General features: G+C 37.2%; 16 protein-coding genes and 1 tRNA gene. 9 read left to right on the top strand and 8 right to left on the bottom strand.

Translation table 11 applies throughout. The annotated features are described in order from the left end of the window. Position 1 precedes the first annotated feature (1 nt). From K8089_RS09820 to K8089_RS09830, 3 genes are all read right to left on the bottom strand, one after another. Entirely contained in the window at positions 2-1,753 is a 1,752-nt protein-coding gene (locus tag K8089_RS09820; RefSeq protein WP_237603106.1) for a tetratricopeptide repeat protein, read from the bottom strand. After that, positions 1,750-3,531 carry a tetratricopeptide repeat protein gene (locus K8089_RS09825; protein WP_237603107.1) on the bottom strand — a complete coding sequence of 594 codons (1,782 nt, stop codon included), beginning with the start codon at positions 3,529-3,531 and terminating at the stop codon, positions 1,750-1,752. Before K8089_RS09825 ends, K8089_RS09820 begins: the two co-directional genes overlap by 4 nt. 318 nt (positions 3,532-3,849) lie before the next feature. Beyond that, complete coding sequence (locus K8089_RS09830) at positions 3,850-5,238, bottom strand: dipeptidase (RefSeq protein ID WP_237603108.1); 1,389 nt, start codon at positions 5,236-5,238, stop codon at positions 3,850-3,852. A gap of 70 nt (positions 5,239-5,308) precedes the next feature. On the opposite strand from K8089_RS09830, the gene K8089_RS09835 reads away from it, so the two are divergent. Continuing rightward, positions 5,309-6,016, top strand: a complete 708-nt coding sequence (locus K8089_RS09835) for an aspartyl/asparaginyl beta-hydroxylase domain-containing protein (RefSeq protein WP_237603109.1) — start codon at positions 5,309-5,311, stop codon at positions 6,014-6,016. A gap of 135 nt (positions 6,017-6,151) precedes the next feature. After that, a tRNA-Leu gene (locus K8089_RS09840) sits at positions 6,152-6,233 on the top strand. Between the two features lie 35 nt (positions 6,234-6,268). On the opposite strand, the gene K8089_RS09845 is transcribed toward K8089_RS09840, so the two are convergent. Then, positions 6,269-7,309 carry an endonuclease/exonuclease/phosphatase family protein gene (locus tag K8089_RS09845; RefSeq protein ID WP_237603110.1) on the bottom strand — a complete coding sequence of 347 codons (1,041 nt, stop codon included), beginning with the start codon at positions 7,307-7,309 and terminating at the stop codon, positions 6,269-6,271. A 102-nt stretch (positions 7,310-7,411) separates the two neighbouring features. Here K8089_RS09845 and K8089_RS09850 point away from each other — a divergent pair, with 102 nt between their 5' ends. From K8089_RS09850 to K8089_RS09860, 3 genes are all read left to right on the top strand, one after another. Then, entirely contained in the window at positions 7,412-8,881 is a 1,470-nt protein-coding gene (locus K8089_RS09850; RefSeq protein ID WP_237603111.1) for a T9SS type A sorting domain-containing protein, read from the top strand. Positions 8,882-9,098: 217 nt separating this feature from the next. After that, entirely contained in the window at positions 9,099-10,493 is a 1,395-nt protein-coding gene (locus K8089_RS09855) for a pyridoxal phosphate-dependent decarboxylase family protein (protein ID WP_262913919.1), read from the top strand. Next, positions 10,490-11,707: a BaiN/RdsA family NAD(P)/FAD-dependent oxidoreductase gene (locus tag K8089_RS09860; RefSeq protein ID WP_237603113.1), complete on the top strand. Its 1,218-nt coding sequence runs from the start codon at positions 10,490-10,492 to the stop codon at positions 11,705-11,707. Before K8089_RS09855 ends, K8089_RS09860 begins: the two co-directional genes overlap by 4 nt. Positions 11,708-11,761: 54 nt before the next feature. On the opposite strand, the gene K8089_RS09865 is transcribed toward K8089_RS09860, so the two are convergent. Continuing rightward, positions 11,762-13,150, bottom strand: coding sequence for a peptidoglycan DD-metalloendopeptidase family protein (locus K8089_RS09865; protein ID WP_237603114.1), 1,389 nt, complete (start codon positions 13,148-13,150; stop codon positions 11,762-11,764). Between the two features lie 166 nt (positions 13,151-13,316). Here K8089_RS09865 and K8089_RS09870 point away from each other — a divergent pair, with 166 nt between their 5' ends. Genes K8089_RS09870 through K8089_RS09880 form a run of 3 tightly spaced genes read left to right on the top strand, consistent with a single transcriptional unit; the run spans position 13,317 to position 14,446 of the window. Next, complete coding sequence (locus K8089_RS09870; RefSeq protein ID WP_237603115.1) at positions 13,317-13,661, top strand: hypothetical protein; 345 nt, start codon at positions 13,317-13,319, stop codon at positions 13,659-13,661. Then, positions 13,651-13,920 (top strand): hypothetical protein, encoded by a 270-nt coding sequence (locus K8089_RS09875; protein WP_237603116.1) that lies wholly within the window; start codon positions 13,651-13,653, stop codon positions 13,918-13,920. Before K8089_RS09870 ends, K8089_RS09875 begins: the two co-directional genes overlap by 11 nt. A 1-nt stretch (position 13,921) precedes the next feature. Continuing rightward, positions 13,922-14,446, top strand: coding sequence for a DUF1697 domain-containing protein (locus K8089_RS09880; RefSeq protein WP_237603117.1), 525 nt, complete (start codon positions 13,922-13,924; stop codon positions 14,444-14,446). A 47-nt stretch (positions 14,447-14,493) separates the two neighbouring features. On the opposite strand, the gene K8089_RS09885 is transcribed toward K8089_RS09880, so the two are convergent. Then, the gene (locus K8089_RS09885) at positions 14,494-14,970 is read right to left on the bottom strand and encodes an energy transducer TonB (RefSeq protein WP_237603118.1); all 477 of its coding nucleotides are present in this window, start codon (positions 14,968-14,970) and stop codon (positions 14,494-14,496) included. Positions 14,971-15,077: 107 nt separating this feature from the next. Here K8089_RS09885 and K8089_RS09890 point away from each other — a divergent pair, with 107 nt between their 5' ends. Then, complete coding sequence (locus tag K8089_RS09890) at positions 15,078-16,121, top strand: T9SS type A sorting domain-containing protein (RefSeq protein WP_237603119.1); 1,044 nt, start codon at positions 15,078-15,080, stop codon at positions 16,119-16,121. Between the two features lie 353 nt (positions 16,122-16,474). Here K8089_RS09890 and K8089_RS09895 read toward each other — a convergent pair whose 3' ends face one another. Both K8089_RS09895 and K8089_RS09900 read right to left on the bottom strand, forming a co-directional pair. After that, positions 16,475-16,903: a hypothetical protein gene (locus tag K8089_RS09895; protein ID WP_237603120.1), complete on the bottom strand. Its 429-nt coding sequence runs from the start codon at positions 16,901-16,903 to the stop codon at positions 16,475-16,477. Between the two features lie 160 nt (positions 16,904-17,063). Further along, the coding region (locus K8089_RS09900; RefSeq protein WP_237603121.1) for a T9SS type A sorting domain-containing protein at positions 17,064-18,206 on the bottom strand (1,143 nt) is incomplete at its 5' end.

Consider the following 18,206-nt stretch of genomic DNA (forward strand, 5'->3'; position numbering starts at 1 on the left):
GTTAATATTTATAGTCTAGTTTCTCAATAAAAGCTTTAAATCGGGGTTTATTTCTATAGGGTTCAAACATGGGTTCTAAAGGTAATTCCATTAAACCTAAATCGTTATTAATACGTGCTTGCTCCAGCCAATAATACATTTTTTCTTCGTTTTCAAGTGAGGCAAAGGTGGCCGCAATTTGATAGCCCCACGAAAGAGCGTATTCGTCTATAAGTTTATTTAAAGCCGCGTTAGACTTTTCTTCGTCTCCTAAAAAGTGATAAATTATAGTGGCTACGTGAAGTCTAAAACCTTCCAAAGGTTCTTTTTTTATAATTTCTAATGCTTCGTTATATCGTTTTTGTTTCATTAATATAAGTGCGTATAACGAATAGGTAACATTTTGATTTGGTGATAACCTTATTGACTCCTGAATGTTCTTTTCAGCTTCTTTATACATTTTGGCCATATAATAGGTGTTTGCCATACTGTAATAATTACTGGCATTTAACGGGTCCAAAGCCAATACCTTTTTATGGATGGCAATAGCATCTTTCACCCTTCCTTGTAAATGTGCCGCTTCAGATGCACGATGAAGCGCGCTGGCATTATTAGGCTCTAAATGCAATGCTTTATCTGCAAGTTTTCCAGATTTGCCAATATCGTTTTCATATATTAAAGCTAACAACGATTTAAAAGCGTATGTTTCGGCATAGGTGCTATCGGCTTTTTGCGCTTTTTCAGCTAATTGATAGGTTATATTTTTTGCTTCGTTGAAATTAATTATTCCAAAATTATTTTGTGATTGATAGAGATTTCCCAACATAATTAGCGCTGGAACATACGTAGAATCTATTGCTAACGATTGTTTTAATAGTTTTTCAGATTGAAGTAAACCGGCTTCGTTATAATTGTTTTGAAAAATATAACGGCCTTCCAAAAACAAGGCATAGGCATCGGTTTTAGATTCTTTTACCTTCGGAATAATATTGTCTATAATTCTCAGTTGAAGATTTTCGGCAACTGCCTCGGCAATTTCGTTTTGAATCTTAAAGATGTTTTTCAACTTTTTTTCCCAAGTTTGCGACCAAATACTATTATCTGATTGTGTTTCAACAAGGTTTACACTTATTCTTAAAATACTGTCTTGTGAGCGTACACTGCCTTCCAGGATATAGCCTACTTGTAATACTTTGGCAATTTCGTGTAAGCCTATGGCTTTATCTTTAAAGGAAAATGCCGAGGTACGCGAAGTAACTTGCAGCTCATTTATTTTAACAAGTGAGTTAAGAACTTCTTCTGCCAATCCATCTGCAAAATAACGCTGTTGTTTGTTGGGCGACATATCTGAAAACGGCAGAACAGCAATCGATTTTTCGGGTGTTGTGTTTATGGCGATGGTGTTTTCATTTTTTTCGGCTCGTAATCTAAATCGGTCAACAAAGAGTAAAATAATTGCTAATGCTAAAAAAGCAATAATAAAAGTATTGAGTTTTCGCCCGGTTTTATGTGATAGTGATTTTTCCTTCGGAACGTTTTTGGTTTTTTTAATACCATCTGCAGTAATTTCAAAAAACCACGAAATACAAACCCAAACAGGCAATAAAACGATTAAAATAATCAAAATCATTTTTCCGAACCAAGCGGGCGCATCAATAATTGGAGTGAGTATGGCTATAACTTGTAACAGCACCCACGAAAAAACCAAATACGATACCGTGCCTTTAAAGACATTTCTTCTTCTTAATTCATTAAAAAATTCGTTCAGGTTCATTCGGGATTGTTTTCAGTTTTAGGAAAACCCATCTTGTCAATAAATTGTTTCCATCTTTTGTCGTCGTGCAAAGTTTTAAAACGTGGCTCAGATAAAACTTCATTTAAGCCCACATCGTGTACATTGTATGCTTTTTCTAACCATATAAATGCTTTTTCGGTATCGTTTCTAAATGCGTAACTTTCAGCAATTTGGTAAGCCATTTCATTTTGATATTTTAAAATAAGCTCCTGCATGTATGCATTGGCTTTTTGTAAATCGTCTTTTTTAAAATAGATATCCGCGTATATCTGCAATCGCCAACCTTCATCCTGTTCGCTTCTAATAGCAATTAAAGCATCTTCTGTTTTGTTTTGTTGCAACAAAATGCGAGCGTAATAATAATGAATAGCATAGCGATTGGGCTGTAATTCTATACATTTTTCGGCTGCTTTAATTGCGTCATTTAGTTGGCCTGCACAATAATAAACGTTTGCTAAATTGTAGTAAACATCTGCGTTAAGCGGATCTAAACTGGCCGAATATTCTTGAAGCCTAAGCGCGCTTTCTACATTGCCCAAAGCAATTTTTAGAGTGGCAGTAAGGCTAATTATTTCGGGATTTGAACCATCTAATTTTAAGGCAATCGCATTTAATTCTTTCGCTTTGGTGAAGTTCCAGTCATAACTTAATTCATCGTCGGCCAAATAGGCATATGCCAATGCATTTTTAGGATCTATTTCTAACACTTTTTTTGCAGCCTCCTTTGCCAATCGATACCCATTTTCAAACCCCAAAGTTCCATTGTTCGCTTGCGTTTCATACACCCGTGAAAGCAGCAGTAAAGCCGGTATGTAGTTACTGTCTATTTCCAAGGCTTTCTTAGCTAATGTTACTGCTTCAATCAATTTTTGGGTATCACTGGAAAAATGTGATGCTTGCACCGCTTGTAAATAGTAATTATAGGCTTCGGGATTGGTTTTAATTGACTTCGGAAGTGGGTCTGAATCTAACAAATTAAGTTCCAATGCTTTTACAACGGCCTCCGAAACTTCGTTTTGAATTTCAAAAATATTATCTAAGTTTCTGTCATACGTTTCAGACCATAAATGTTTATCGTTTTTTGCATCAATAAGCTGTGCTGTAATGCGAAGCAGATTTCCCGATTTTCGCACACTGCCTTCTAAAATATAGGTAACATTTAACTTTTTGGCGATTTCAGGAATCTGTAAATCAGAACTTTTAAATGAAAATGTTGATGTACGCGAAGTAACTTTTAAAGCAGCAACCTGCGATAAAAGGTTGAGAAGCTCCTCGGTAAGTCCATCTGCAAAATAGGAATTGTCATTTTTTTCTGAAAAATCTTGAAAAGGAAGTACCGCAATTGACTTTGAATTTGCCGCGATTGCTGGAATGTTGGCGATATCTTTATCGTAATTTTGAGTGGTTACAACACGATCAATAATTAAAACTGCTAGAATAAGAATTAAAAAAGCAATTATAATTTTATTGAGTCGCTTTCCAGTTTTTTTCCGAATGGAAGCAGTATCGGCTACTTTGCTAGTTCGTTTTAAACCGTTGGGGGTAAATTCATAAATCCAAGTCCCCAATAGATAAATTGGAAAACCGATTAGAAGTAAATAAAAAAGACTTTTTGAAATCCAGAGCGGCATTGCTAAAATATCGCCCAACAGTGCGGCAATCCTAATAAGTAACCAAGCGACCACTAAATACGAAATGGCGCCTTTTATAACATTGCGCCGTTTTAACTCTTCCCAAAAACTGTTTTTTCGTTTCACAATTTAGATTTTGTGGTGAGAAAATCTAATTCTAAAGGTAACGAAATAATTTTTTGAAATTATATTTATAAGGCCTTCAACGACAATTATTTTGCTAAACAGCAGATTGTCTTTTTCTGAAAACCAATCTTTTATATTTTGAAATAAGTATAGCTTGGTACTATTATAGGCTTTGAGAAGAAATTATAAACATAAGACCCAACAGATTTTGCTTGTCGTCCATAGCTTTGGAGCATAGGAGAAAAACCTGTTAGGTCTGGAGGTTTTATTTAGACATTTCAGTGAAGAAATGAAGCTTCGGCTCCGCTCAGGAACCTTCTACTTAGACATTTCAGTAAAGTAGTGGTAAAATTGCGGAATTGTTTCAATTCCCTTTAAATAATTCCAAATTCCGAAATGTTCGTTGGGCGAGTGAATAGCGTCGCTGTCCAAACCAAAGCCCATTAAAATCGTTTTACTTTTCAGCTCTTTTTCAAACAAAGCTACAATTGGGATACTTCCGCCACTGCGTTGTGGAATTGGTGTTTTTCCAAACGTTTCTTCGTATGCTTTTTCAGCTGCTCTATACCCCAAACTGTCTATTGGCGTCACGTAAGCCGTACCACCGTGATGTGGTTTTACCTTTACGCGAACCCCTTTGGGCGCAATGCTTTCAAAGTGATTTTTAAAAAGCTCTGTAATTTTTTGCCAGTTTTGATCTGGCACCAAACGCATACTTATTTTCGCAAAAGCTTGGCTGGCAATTACTGTTTTGGCACCTTCGCCAATATACCCTCCCCAGATTCCGTTGACGTCTAAAGTGGGACGAATGGAGTTTCTTTCGTTTGTAGAATATCCTTTTTCGCCATAAACTGAATCTATATCTAAAGCTTCTTCGTAATCTTTTAAGTTAAAAGGCGCTTCCGCCATTTTTGCACGTTCTTCTTTTGAAAGTTCTTCCACGTCATCATAAAATCCGGGAATGGTAATATGATTGTTTTCATCGTGAAGCGAGGCAATCATTTTTGCTAAAATATTTATTGGGTTTGCCACGGCACCACCGTACAAGCCACTGTGTAAATCGCGATTTGGGCCAGTAACTTCTACTTCCACATAACTTAATCCGCGTAGGCCGGTAGTTATCGATGGGGTGTCCGGCGCAATCATTCCGGTGTCGCTAATTAAAATAACATCGTTTGCTAGTTTCTCGCGATTGCGGGTAATAAACCATCCCAAACTTTCGCTGCCAACTTCTTCTTCGCCTTCAATCATAAATTTTACATTGCAGGGCAATTGGTTGGTTTCGGTCATGTATTCCAAAGCCTTAACGTGCATGTACATTTGGCCTTTATCGTCGCAACTTCCACGGGCAAAAATGGCGCCTTCGGGATGTTTTTCTGTTTTTTTAATCACGGGTTTAAATGGCGGACTCTCCCATAAATCTAACGGATCTGGCGGTTGCACATCATAGTGACCGTAAACCAAAATAGTTGGTAAATTTTTATCGATAATCTTTTCGCCGTAAACGATAGGATATCCTGGGGTTTCGCAGATTTCAACTGTGTCGCAGCCAGCTTTTTTAAGTTGGTCTTTTACAGCATCGGCTGTTGTTAAAACGTCTTTTTTATAGGCTGAATCGGCGCTGATAGAAGGTATTTTCAACAGCTCAATCAATTCATCTAAAAAACGATCTTTGTTTTTTTCAATGTAAGGTTTTGCGCTTTTCATTCGAATTTTATATTTTTTCTAAAAGTACTAAAAATGACGTAAATTGTGGGGTGAACAAACGCTTTCATTTATGCAAAATGCTTTTTTAAAATTGCCATTTCACTTTTCCGAAGAAAAACTTTTAAAAGATTTAGAGGTTTGTAGAACGTATAACTTTACATCCCATTTCAACAAAAACGATTATTCGGGCGAGTGGACATCTATTGCTTTGCGGTCGCAAAATGGCGAGATTGATAATATTTTCGCACTGCCACAAACTGAAAAAAAATTTAAAGACACGCAGTTGCTTCAAAATTGTGCGTATTTCAAAGAAATTATTGATGCGTTTAAATGTGAAAAGGAATCCATCCGACTTTTAAATTTAAAGCCAGACAGTGAAATTAAGGAGCACACAGATTACAATTTGGGTTATGAAGACGGGGTTTTTAGAATTCATATTCCAATAACCACCAATAGCGATGTACACTTTTTTATAAATTCTGAAGAAATAAAAATGCTGCCCAGTGAGTGTTGGTATGGCAATTTCAACTTGCCGCATAGCGTTAAAAACGATGGTGAAACGGATAGAATTCACTTAATAATGGATTGTTTTCGAAATGATTGGAGTGATAATTTATTTGCTGAAAGTGGCTATAATTTTGAAGTTGAAAACCACCAGCCTGAGTATTCCCGCGAGGCAAAATTGCAAATGATTGAAGAGCTAAAATTGATGGATACGGAAATTTCGAAAGCGATGATTTTAGAATTACAAAAAGACTTGAAAAAAATTCAAAATTAATTGGTTGTCATTTGGAAGTATTATTTATATTTGCACTCCTTTTGCAATATGTCCTAAGTGTTGTAAAAGATTTTATTGCGGACGTGGAGGTCCCGATAGTTATCGGGATGATAGAAACGCGTGAAAATAATAAATGCGGGCGTGGTGGAATTGGTAGACACGCCAGACTTAGGATCTGGTGCCGCGAGGTGTGGGAGTTCGAGTCTCCCCGCCCGCACAACGCAAAAGCTCTTCAGAAATGAAGGGCTTTTTTTATTGATTGTCTTTTCCGTCTTCAACCAAGCCTTCAATCTCTTTCTTTTCATCCCCATTCAACTTTGGGTTTTTTGGAGTTTCCACTTTTTTTTTATGATGAATTTCATAATACATCGCAAAATGGTCGCTACCAAAATTTTTGGAACGTGTCATTTTTCCAACGTATAAATCGCGCGTGTGAAAAAGATGATCCAACGGAAATCGCAAAAAGAAATATCCAGCGTGATAAGTAGAAAAGAAACCACGCCCCACGCGCGGGTCTATCATGCCGGTCATTTTTTTGAAAAGGCGCGTCGTTCGGCTCCAAACCACATCGTTCATATCGCCACAAACTACAGTGGGTTTGTCCATTTCTCTAATTCGTTTTCCGGTTAGCATCAACTCGGCATCGCGCTCTTTCGAGGTTTCATTCTCAGTAGGACTGGGCGGGGCAGGATGCAAACAGCAAAAATAAATTGGCGGCTTTCCTTCCATTGGGAAGTCGAAAAATATGGATGGTTTGTCGTCTTCAATTTGATATTTCACTTCTACATGCTTCAATTCTTTTTTCGAATAAAGATGCATGCCGTAAAAATTTTCTAATGGTATTTTTACGGTAAACGGATAATCGGTTTCAATTTGTGAAAGACATTCTTCCCAGTCTTTGTTAGATTCCATTGTAAGGACCAAATCTGGGTTAAAACGTTTTATTTCATTTAAAAAATCTGGGTAGCACGAGTTTGTTTGCAGCACATTTCCCGCTAAAATAGAAAGGTACCCGTCGCTATCTCCATGCGAACTTTGTCGCGGGAATAAGGAACTGTACGGAAAAACCTTATACAGCTGATATACAATAGAAAATACCATTGCCACAAGCAGCCCCCAACTAAAAAGCGTGTAGTTTTCTTCAAAGTAAAAAAACAACAACAGTAAACCTGTTTGTATAAAAATAGATTGTAGCCTAACAAAATCGGCAGTGCGGAAAAACCAATGTGCATTTCCCATCGCAGGGAAAAAGGGGCTAATAATAAAAAATAGCATTAAAATGTACAACACCATGTTTCAAAGTTACTTCTTTTGTAACTATGTAAAACCAATTAAATAGCTTTTTTGCTTTAATACATATCCCTACTTTTGTGGCTCTCTAAAAAACCTATTAAAATGAAAAAAACTATTCTCAGTGTATTTTTTACACTTTTAACCTGCGCTATTGTTATTGCTCAGGATTACACAACCCCAAACACTGGTGTAACTTGGACACTAGATGATATTGCTGCTGCAAGCCCATCTACAATTACAGTCTCTGGGAACGATTACACCCTTTTAGGAAATTTAACTATTGCCGAAAACGATGCGGTTATAATCAATACAGATTTAACCCTACGTATCGATTTTGAAAAAAGAGTGACTGTTTTTGGTGACTTTACAGTAAATGCCAATGCAGTAACAATTACAGCGATAGATGAAAACGCGCCTTACGATGGCTTCCGTTTTGAAGAATTTTCAACAATAGACATTAGTAATGCAACTATTAAATACGGCGGCGGACTGCGAGTTTTAACCGAAACTTTTTCTATTGATAATTGCACGCTTACTAATAATGTTTCCGGAACTACTAGTAGCGCGGTAATTCAACTGTCTCGCGGAATGCCACAGATAACAAACAACACTATTGCTTTTAATAGCAATCCTGCCATTGGTTCAGCTGCAAATTCGGCTGTGTCTGCTTACATTTTCAACAATACCATTGAAGGTAACAACACAGCAAACTCCAACAGACCGCAGATAAACTTGGGCCCAACCTTGGCAAATGAGCCATTGCAAATTGTTCAAAATACAATTATTGGCGACCCCGCTTTAGAGCAGGCTGGCGGTATTGCAATTGCCAATTTTGTGGGTGGCGATGTATTTGTAGTGATAGACAATAACACTATCCGTGACAACCGCTATGGAATTACAATCCTAGGAAATGTTGATTCAACCCAAATTATAAACAATATAATTGAAGACAATAATATTCAGGGCGACCCGCTACTTGGCGGAAGCGGAATTAACCATAATGCATCTAATGTTGGACCTGCCGTAATTATTGAAGGCAATGAAATTAGAAGAAACCTTTGGGGAATTACCCTTCAAGGTTCGGCCACAGTAAACCTTGGAGATGACAGTGGCAATCCTGGAGACAATGTGTTTTCAGAAAATGAAAACGGAGGTGTAGTTTACGCGCTTTACAACAATACGCCAAATCCAATTTCTGCAAAAAATAACTGCTGGATTGAAGGCCAGCAAAGTACCGAAGCACAAGTGGAAGACGTTATCTATCACAGTGTGGACGATCCCAATTTAGGCGAAGTGATTTTTGATCCCTTCCTTTGTGGTATTTTGAGTGTAGCTGATAATGCGTTTGAAAATTTCAGTTTTTATCCAAATCCGGTGAAAAATGAAATCAATTTCAACAACATAGTTTCTATTGAAAAAGTTGAAATCTATGGCGTTCAAGGTAATTTAATTGCTTCTAAAATTGTTTCTAACGGACAGAACACCTTGCCAATCAACCTTCCCACAGGTTTATATTTTGTGAAATTCAGTAACGATGCACAAGCTGGAACAAAGAAAATGATTGTGGAATAATACGAATGTCCGCTCGAGCCCAGTCGAGAGCTACTTCGATTGTGCTCGGCCAGACATAGCAATTACAAAATGCCTTGGAAAACCTTCAAGGCATTTTTTATTAAAAGAAAGACGGCAATTCCCTTCCTAAAACCGTAATTTTGCACTCTCAAAATATTCAAAAAATAAACACGTGAAAATTCAGAACAACGCAACTTTAGAATTGAGCCAAGAGGAAATGAAAACCTATGGTTACGAAGTAGTTGATGCCATAGTGGAGCATTTTGCAACCCAAAACGATAAACTCCCTGTAGTTTCTGGCTCGCGGGAAGAAATGGAAGATTTATTTTTAGAAGACGCTCCCGAAAAACCAAGCGACCCAAGCACAGTTTTAAATTTTGTTTTGGACAAAGTAATGACCAAAAGCAACATTGTTTCGCATCCAAAATCCTACTCTTTTGTTCCCGGTCCAAGTAACTATATAAGTGCAATGGCCGACAGTTTATCTGCGGGTTTCAATATATTTTCTGGAGGTTGGCAAGCTTCTCCAGCTGCAGCCGAAATGGAAATTGTAACGATGAACTGGCTGTTGAAAATGTTCGGCTTTCCACAGAAAAAAGGAGGCGGAATTTTTACAAGCGGCGGCTCAATGGCCAATTTAACTGCTTTGGTAACAGCGCGCACGGTTAAGTGTGGCGATGATTTCAGCAAAGCTATAATCTATCTTTCAGACCAAGCGCACTCTTCAAATATAAAAGCCATTCGCGTACTTGGGTTTAGAAAAGAACAGATTCGCATAATTCCCACGGATGGCGAATTTAAGTTTTCACTCAACAAATTAAAAAACGCAATTGCAAAAGATAGGTTGGAAGGTTTACAACCTTTCTGCTTGATTGCCACTGCGGGAACAACAAATACAGGAACGGTCGATCCGCTTTCAGACATTGCGAAAATCTGTAAAAAAGAAGACATTTGGTTTCACATTGATGGCGCTTACGGCGGATTTGCAATTCTATCCGATGACGGGAAACCACTTTTAAAAGGAATTGAAAAAGCAGATTCACTAACAATCGATCCGCATAAATGGTTTTTTCAGCCTTATGAAATTGGCTGTCTTTTAATTAAAAACCACAAATGGTTAAAGGGAACTTTCACCGAAAAACCTGAATACCTGCGTGATATTGAAGGCAATACTTCCGAAATAAATTTTTACGATCACGGAATAGAACTAACACGCCGTTTTCGTGCTTTAAAGTTTTATATGTCGGTAAAAACTTTTGGAATGGGCGAATTCAGAAAAGCAATTTCCTATAACATAAAACTTGCAGAAGCCGCCGAAAACTTTCTTCGCAAAAGCCCGAACTGGGAAGTTATTTCGCCAGCGACTTTGGCGGTAATCAATTTTAGATACAACCCCATTGGCAACAAACTTTCAGAGAAAAAACTGGATGCGCTAAACCAACGTATTTCGAAAAATGTAGTGGAATCTAAAGAAGCATTATTGGTAACAACGGTGCTCAACAAACAAATTGTGTTGCGTATGTGTTTGATAAATCCGCGAACCACACTAGATGACGTTAAAGAAACAATTGCTCTCTGCGAAACGTTCGCCGAAGAAAAAATACTTGTTTGAAACAGGCCGATGTTATAATAATTGGCGGCGGTGCGGCGGGTTTTTTTACAGCGATAAATGCTGCGGAAAAGAATCCGAAACTTAAAATTGTAATCCTCGAACGCGGCAAAGAAGTGCTCACCAAAGTGAAAGTTTCCGGCGGCGGGCGCTGCAATGTAACCCACGCCGAGTTTCTTCCGAAGGAATTAACCCAAAACTATCCGCGTGGCGAAAAGGAACTTTTAGGGCCATTCCACACTTTTATGACCGGCGACACCATTGAATGGTTTGAGAAAAGGGGTGTGGAATTGAAAATTGAAGAAGACGGCAGAATGTTTCCGGTTTCAGATTCTTCAAAAACCATAATAGATTGTTTTCTTTCCGAAACGAAACGTTTGGGGGTTGAGGTTTTGCTCAGTCAATCTGTAAAAACCATTCAAAAAGAGACAAATTATTTCACCATAAATACCGCTACGGATGTTTTTTCTGCTGAAAAAATTGTAGTTGCTACGGGTAGCAATCCGAAGATCTGGCAATTGCTCGAAAGTTTAGGACATACTGTTGTGGCTGCGGTTCCTTCGCTTTTCACTTTTAATATAAAGGACGGTCGAATCATTGATTTACCTGGATTGAGCACCGAAGCTTCGGTAAAAGTACTCGATAAAAAAGGAAAAATGGTTTTGGAAAGTAACGGTCCCTTGCTTATTACTCATTGGGGAATGAGCGGTCCCGCAATACTAAAACTTTCTGCTTGGGGCGCACGAATTTTGGAACCATTAAAATACAATTTCAACATTGAAGTAAATTGGTTGAATGCGCTTTCCGAAAAAGACGTTTTGGATTCTTTAAAAGAATTGAAAGCATTTCAGGGGAAGCAGACCATTTTTAAATACGCACAGTTCGATTTGCCAAAACGCCTTTGGCAAAGTATTGTAAAAGCTTCGGGAATTGACGACCGCCTAACCTGGGCCGAAGCTACCCGCAAAAATCTTCAAAATATTGCAAATCAGTTAACGGCTGCAATTTTTCAAGTTAACGGAAAAAGTACTTTTAAGGAAGAATTTGTTACTGCCGGCGGAGTTGATTTAAAGGAAATAAACTTTAAAACCTTTGAAAGTAGAATCTGCCAAAACCTTTACTTTGCTGGTGAAGTTCTAAATATTGACGCTATTACTGGCGGCTTTAATTTTCAAAGTGCTTGGACGGGTGGGTTTATTGTTTCTCAAAATTTGTAATTACTGAAGCTTTTTTAGAACGGATCTTTTCACATGATTTTAGAGAAATAGTTGCTATTCTTTAATCATTTTCAATGTTTTAGATTGTTGGTCAATAGAAGTAAGCGTCATAAAGTACAAACCTTTAGAAAGTGAAGACACATTGATGTTTTTTAGTCCATTGTCCGCTTTTTTTTCAAAGATGATCCTCCCCAATAGGTCGATAAAGGTGACTTTTGTAATTGTATGGTCTGATAGTATGTTTACTTCGGAAGTGGCGGGATTCGGGAAAATTTTGGTATTGGTTAGTTCATTTTCACTAATGCCAAGTTGACCAACGGTATAGTAATGTACAGCGGTATTTCCTTCATAAGTAGCTTCAAATCTCCAAACGCCTTCCATATCTGAATTGCCAGAAAATATATAATAGGATAAAACATCATTTAAAGAAAATGGAAAAATCCATTGGGAAAAGGAAGAATTATCAGGCCTAATGACCTTTAATTCAACACTTGTATTCCTGCGTTGATCTCTAATGTAAACTCCCAAATAATACGGTACTCTAATTTCAAATTCATTTTTTTCATTGGTTGTTTCTACTTGAGGGCAATCTCGAAATATAGGAAAATCATCATGAGTGAGAACGGCCATCACAGCAGGATTTAGATAAGGTTTTTGCGAACTCCACCAAGATTCGTTTGCAGTTGGGTTACAAGCTCCTTCATAAGGGTCAATAAGGATTCCAGAACTATCCTTCACTTCAAAATGTAGGTGTGGGACGTTAGAGTTGCCGGAGCTTCCTATTACTCCTAAATATTCACCTTTTGTTACCCAGTCTCCCACTTCTTTGGTGGTAACCGAGCCATTTTTCATGTGAAAATAATAACTTCGGCTGCCGTCGCTGTGTTGAAGCACTATGCCATTCCATTGACTGTTATTAAAAGCGCAATTTCTGTCGAATGCGCCGTCTTGTTTAACGATAATTTGTCCGTCTGCCGCAGCAATATTAACGGCTTGGTTGCGCTCCATTTGTTTCCACCAAAAAGGCCACGGAACAATGTCAGTTCCGGAGTGGTTGTAGCCTTGCGGAGTGTCGTAAGTTCTTCTGCCGCAATAAAAATCTAGTTCGCGATTGGGATAATCAGGATCGTGGTCTACATAATTGTAAGGAATCCAAATAGAATTATAGTTAAAGCCATTAGCCTGTGTGACTGGCCAATCAAAAAGTGGATGTGCCGCTTTTTTATTGATAGGTTGTAATTTTCCAGATTTGTGTAAATATTCAATATTGTTTTTGATGGAACTTTCGAGAGCTTCACGAGCAGAATTGCTTAAACATGGTTCGGTAATTTTCGGAATAGCGATACTGCCCTTTGCCACTAAAGTTGGAGTGTTTTGCGCAACGGAAATGGTATTTGAAATAACCATTATTGCCAAACCTAAAATGAGTTGCTTAATTTTCATCGTTATAAAAAAACTTTCATCAAAATTGTAAATTGGTTAGAATTAAAAAGCCTCTAAATTTTGCAATTAAAGGTATTGAAAAGAAGTTTAATTAAAGCATGCCAAAAACTTATAAATATAAAGCGCACGGTATTTAGACGGAGCAGCATTGGCGAACCAGTTAAATATGCTAATTGTAAAAGTTCATTTTAGACGCGCCGAGGTAGCAGATGAATTGTTCAATTTAAACAATTGTTATATATTTGATATATATAATCTATATACAATGGGAAAGACTAAAAAATTAATCGAGCTGGAGAATAAAACGATTGAAATTCTTGAAAAACAAGCGAAACTTCAAAAACGTTCCTTAAAAAATTATCTTGAATTTATGATAGAGGATACTGCCTTGAATTTTAGCGAACCTTCGGAAGAATACAAGGCAATGATGGATGATATGATTGAAAGAGATGAAAATGGCAGGTTAATTACCCATTCTTTAAAGGATATTTTGAAGCAATATGGGCGATGAGATAAAGGCTACGGATGAGGCAAGAATTGAAATACACAAAGCGAAATGTTTTTTTGAATTTAATAATAAAGAAGAAGAGTTTTGGGAAGACTTTAATCGACAAATAGATACAATTCGCTTAATGCCAGAAGCATTTCAAGTTCGGTATAGAAATGTTCGAATAATTATGTTAGCCCGCTTTAATTACTCTATTCATTATGTGGTAAAGCCCTATGGAGTATTAATTTATCGATTTCTAAATCAACGTCAGAATTATTAGTATGGAAATCTACATCGCCCTACTTCGCGGTATTAACGTTGGCGGACATAAAAAACTAAAAATGTCCGACCTTAAACTTCTCTTCGAGGGTTTGGGTTTTAAAGATGTGGTTACTTACATACAAAGTGGGAACGTAATTTTTTCTGCTGCGGAAGAAAAGGGTCTTTCTGAAAAAATTTCAAATGAAATAACAAATAAGTTTGGTTGGGAAGTTCCTGTATTAGTAAAAACAGCCGATGCCATTGCTAAAATTTTAGCCGATTGCCCTTTTGAAGAAACAAAGAAAACTGAGGCCTATTATATGTTACTTGCATCGCCACCAAAAAAGGAATTGATGGTGGCAGTACGCGAAATTAACTACCCAAATGAGGAATTTGTGTTAACGCAGGATTGTGTTTATATCTATTTCGGCAATGGTTATGGCCGTGCAAAACTGAATAGTAATTTCTTTGAAAAAAAACTGAAGGTTGCGGCTACTACGCGCAACTACCGTACGCTTGCTAAATTGGTGGAGTTGGCAGGATGATGCAAAAATTTGCGTTTAAAGATTTTTAAAAATTCAATAAAAAATAATCATTGAATATCAAATGCAATTGGAAATTTTAAGTAAACTGCAACCATTTCGCCATTGTGCATGGCAGGAGTAAATTGTGGTAGTATTTTAATTACTTCCACCGCATTTTGATTCATAATTTCTGGACCTCCCTTGGCGCTTATATTATTAATATTACCCGCTTTGTCTATTGTAAAACTAACATCTGTTTTAAAAAATCCCGTCAAACCTAATTCTGAGACAAGGTCTGTGTTAAGATTCCGGTTTATGTGATTCATAATAAATTTGCGCGTACATTCTCGTTGCTTTTCTACTTTCCATTTCGCTTTACAGCCTGAGGCCAGCGGTGGAACTTCGGCAAGATTAAACGCCATAGGCTCAGCTTCATTTGCTGAAATTTCTTCAGTGTTAATCTGTTGTTTTTCTGTTTCACCAGTTTGGGCAAAACCAATCGTGGCTAATAACATTATAAATAGGAGGAAGGCTTTGGTTTTCATTTTATGAATTTATATAAGGTTTTAAAGCTACAAAAATTCTTTTCAAAAAAATGATGACTATTTACTCATTCTTCGATATATGGTTATAATCCTTAAAACTATAAGTCATGAAAAAAATTCTTCTTTTTACGTTTGTACTTTCATTTATTGCAACTACCACCAAAGCACAGAATTTACTCGGACCTGCCACAGATGTGTATGTAATGGAAACTTTTACCAATCCGGGACAGTTTGGCACGATTCCACTTGCTGGACCGTATTATCCCTTGGGTACTGTAATTACAAGTAATGCTTTTACAATGTTGGGGGGCGATTTTAACGATGCTGGCGAACTTTATACATTTGTATATCAAGCTCCAGATTACATTTTGGGAATTGTTGATTTAAGTACTGGCGCCGTAAATTATGCCGCTACCGTATCTGGAAATGTAGGTGGTCAATTTTTGAGTCAGCTTTCTTATAACATCACAAATAATACTTTTTACGCCCTAAGCGCAGACCCTAACAATAACTCGGGAACGCAACTTTATGAGGTTAATATTACCACTGGCGTTCTAACGCCAATTGGTACTGGCACAGGTATATTAAATGGTGTTGCTATGGAAATTGATAACAACGGAAATGTTTACGTGGCCGATGCCAATACAGGAAATTTGTACACTGTAGATATTAATACAGGTGTGGGAAGTGAAGTTGGTAATATGCTCCCCGGAGGCATGTACCCAGTGCGTAGCGGATTTTCGGTAGATTCTGCTACCAATGTAATGTATGCCGTTTTGCAGAATAGAGACGGTGCTATTTGGTCCACTTTTTATACAGTAAACCTTGCGAACGGAGCACTTACAGAACTTGGGTTTGGAGGCTCTAGAAAATACAGTCTTTTTGCTATTAATGGCGAATCTCTTGGTGTAAGCGAAAACAATTTGGCTTCGATAAGTGTGTATCCAAATCCCGCAACTAACAAGCTATACATTGCGAATCCAGCTGAAGTAGCATTTAAAAATGTCAAGCTTTTTGATATGCTTGGAAGAGATACCGGCGCAGTTTTTAGTAATGAAGAAATGAATATTGAAAATCTTGTAACAGGTGTTTACATACTTCAATTAGAAACTGAATATGGCACGACAACAAAAAGGATAATAAAGGAATAGTTTAAGTTTGTGAATATGGAGAGAAGAAGCTTTCGGGATATTGTGCCTCGGGAGCTTTTTTGTTTATAATATGAAATTTTAAACTTTGGATGAGTGTTGTTTCATTTCTGTGCAATAAGAGTGTTTTTAAATCTACTTTAAACTTATTTCCCTGTTAAATCTGGTTTATCAATACGTATAAAAGTAAACCGCTTGCGTAATTTTTTCAATATATGCTATTTACACTTTCTTACTGTTTCTCTTGAACGTTGCTTCAACCAACTGGTGATTGAGATGGTAAAACCATAATATATTTTAAATGCTTCAACTGAAACCCTATTTATCTGCTCTAATTGCAATAATCTGATTGCCGATTATTTCATTAGTAAATCCGGTATTTTTATACTTTTAAAAGAAATAGTATTAGCTCCGGTATTATCAGTGTATTCAAATTTTATTATGTTTTCTTCATCGGGATCTAATTTATTTCCAGGGATTTTAAAATTTATAAAGTAATTGCCCGCTTGCAATAGCTTGCTGTTAATTATTTTGCCATCACTTAAATCGGAAATTGAATAGGAGGTAATATCTGTTTCAATATTCAACTTATTCAATGTAATAGATTTGAGTTCAATGGGTTTTTTCACAAGGAGTTTCCAAGAATAACTTATTGTAGGAGATGTTGAAGGCAATCCGGGTCGCACAACCTGACTTTGAGCATCGGTAACACGAACGGCACTGCAGCCTATACATAAGCTTGAGAAAAATGATAATATTAAAATTTTTAAATAATTAAATCGCATAATTTATATATTTAGCTTTCAAGAGTGTTTAAGCTTTCACCTGTTTCAGGTTTTAACTTTTGGTTAATTGCTATTGAAGTGTTTTACCTAATTACAGAAAATAAAAATAACTCCAAAGTTTTATCTCTGGAGTTATTTCTTTTTAAAAATTAATTAAACATTATTCTTTTACGATTCGCAAAATTGCTTTTTGTCCACTTTCAGAAATGAGTTCTATAAAATAAACAGCTGCTGCGGCTCCTTTAATATTCATTTCAATCGTATCTGTATTATAGAAGTTTTGTTTTGAAACAACCTGTCCTAATATGTTGAAAATAGTGGCATCCACCTTTTTATGAATAGTTCCCAATTCAACGATAACCGTGTTTTTAACTGGGTTAGGATAAACAACTAACTTATTGCTAAAATCTGTATTTTGAACGCTCAAAATTGTTACCAAATAGCAGTCAGATGTTACGGTGCAAAGTGCATTACTAATAACAACAGCGTAATTACCGGTTACTGTTGGAGTGAAACTTTGGTTTGTTGCTCCAGAAATAGGTGCATTGCCATTATCACAATCTACCCATTGGTAACTGTAACCAGAAGCATTTGCTGTTAACGTATTGCCAGTTTGGGTTACGGAGTTATCAATTGGATTTATAACAATTGTTTGGTTTTGCGTACTTGTGTTAGTGCCATCTGTATAGCTCCAAACCACAGTTGTTGATGCTGTAATTGGGAAGCTAGTAGTTGTTGTTCCGGTAACGGTGCCAGCACAATTGTCTGTAGCCGTAGGAGCAGGCAAGCTCGCCACACTACAAGTCTCTGTAACAATTGGTAGTGTTGCCTCATCGGGCACGGGAGCAGTGGTATCATTAATAGTTACCGTCTGGTTTTGCGTGCTTGTGTTAGTTCCATCTGTATAGGTCCACACCACAGTTGTTGACACCGTAATTGGGAAGCTCGTGGTTGTTGTTCCAGTAACAGATCCAATACAATTGTCAGTCGCCGTTGGCGCAGGCAAACTTGTCACACTACAAGCCTCTGTAACAGTTGGCAATGTAGTTACATCTGGCACGGGAGCAGTGGTATCGTTAATAGTTACCGTCTGGTTTTGCGTGCTAGTGTTAGTGCCATCTGTGTAGGTCCAAACCACAGTTGTTGATGCCGTAATTGGGAAACTAGTAGTTGTTGTACCAGTAACAGCTCCAATACAATTGTCTGTTGCCGTAGGAGCAGGTATGCTAGTTACACTGCATTGTTCTGTAACAGTTGGCAATGTAGTTACATCTGGTACAGGAGCAGTGGTATCATTAATAGT

This window comes from Aequorivita vitellina, assembly GCF_022008365.1.
Classification (GTDB): domain Bacteria; phylum Bacteroidota; class Bacteroidia; order Flavobacteriales; family Flavobacteriaceae; genus Aequorivita; species Aequorivita vitellina.

What these genes read in the sequence shown, in the direction of transcription:
- K8089_RS09820 (WP_237603106.1), bottom strand. Translation starts at nt 1,753, where the DNA reads ATGAACCTGAACGAATTTTTTAATGAATTAAGAAGAAGAAATGTCTTT.
- K8089_RS09830 (WP_237603108.1), bottom strand. Translation starts at nt 5,238, where the DNA reads ATGAAAAGCGCAAAACCTTACATTGAAAAAAACAAAGATCGTTTTTTA.
- K8089_RS09835 (WP_237603109.1), top strand. Translation starts at nt 5,309, where the DNA reads ATGCAAAATGCTTTTTTAAAATTGCCATTTCACTTTTCCGAAGAAAAA.
- K8089_RS09845 (WP_237603110.1), bottom strand. Translation starts at nt 7,309, where the DNA reads ATGGTGTTGTACATTTTAATGCTATTTTTTATTATTAGCCCCTTTTTC.
- K8089_RS09850 (WP_237603111.1), top strand. Translation starts at nt 7,412, where the DNA reads ATGAAAAAAACTATTCTCAGTGTATTTTTTACACTTTTAACCTGCGCT.
- K8089_RS09855 (WP_262913919.1), top strand. Translation starts at nt 9,099, where the DNA reads ATGAAAACCTATGGTTACGAAGTAGTTGATGCCATAGTGGAGCATTTT.
- K8089_RS09865 (WP_237603114.1), bottom strand. Translation starts at nt 13,150, where the DNA reads ATGAAAATTAAGCAACTCATTTTAGGTTTGGCAATAATGGTTATTTCA.
- K8089_RS09870 (WP_237603115.1), top strand. Translation starts at nt 13,317, where the DNA reads ATGCTAATTGTAAAAGTTCATTTTAGACGCGCCGAGGTAGCAGATGAA.
- K8089_RS09875 (WP_237603116.1), top strand. Translation starts at nt 13,651, where the DNA reads ATGGGCGATGAGATAAAGGCTACGGATGAGGCAAGAATTGAAATACAC.
- K8089_RS09880 (WP_237603117.1), top strand. Translation starts at nt 13,922, where the DNA reads ATGGAAATCTACATCGCCCTACTTCGCGGTATTAACGTTGGCGGACAT.
- K8089_RS09885 (WP_237603118.1), bottom strand. Translation starts at nt 14,970, where the DNA reads ATGAAAACCAAAGCCTTCCTCCTATTTATAATGTTATTAGCCACGATT.
- K8089_RS09890 (WP_237603119.1), top strand. Translation starts at nt 15,078, where the DNA reads ATGAAAAAAATTCTTCTTTTTACGTTTGTACTTTCATTTATTGCAACT.
- K8089_RS09895 (WP_237603120.1), bottom strand. Translation starts at nt 16,903, where the DNA reads ATGCGATTTAATTATTTAAAAATTTTAATATTATCATTTTTCTCAAGC.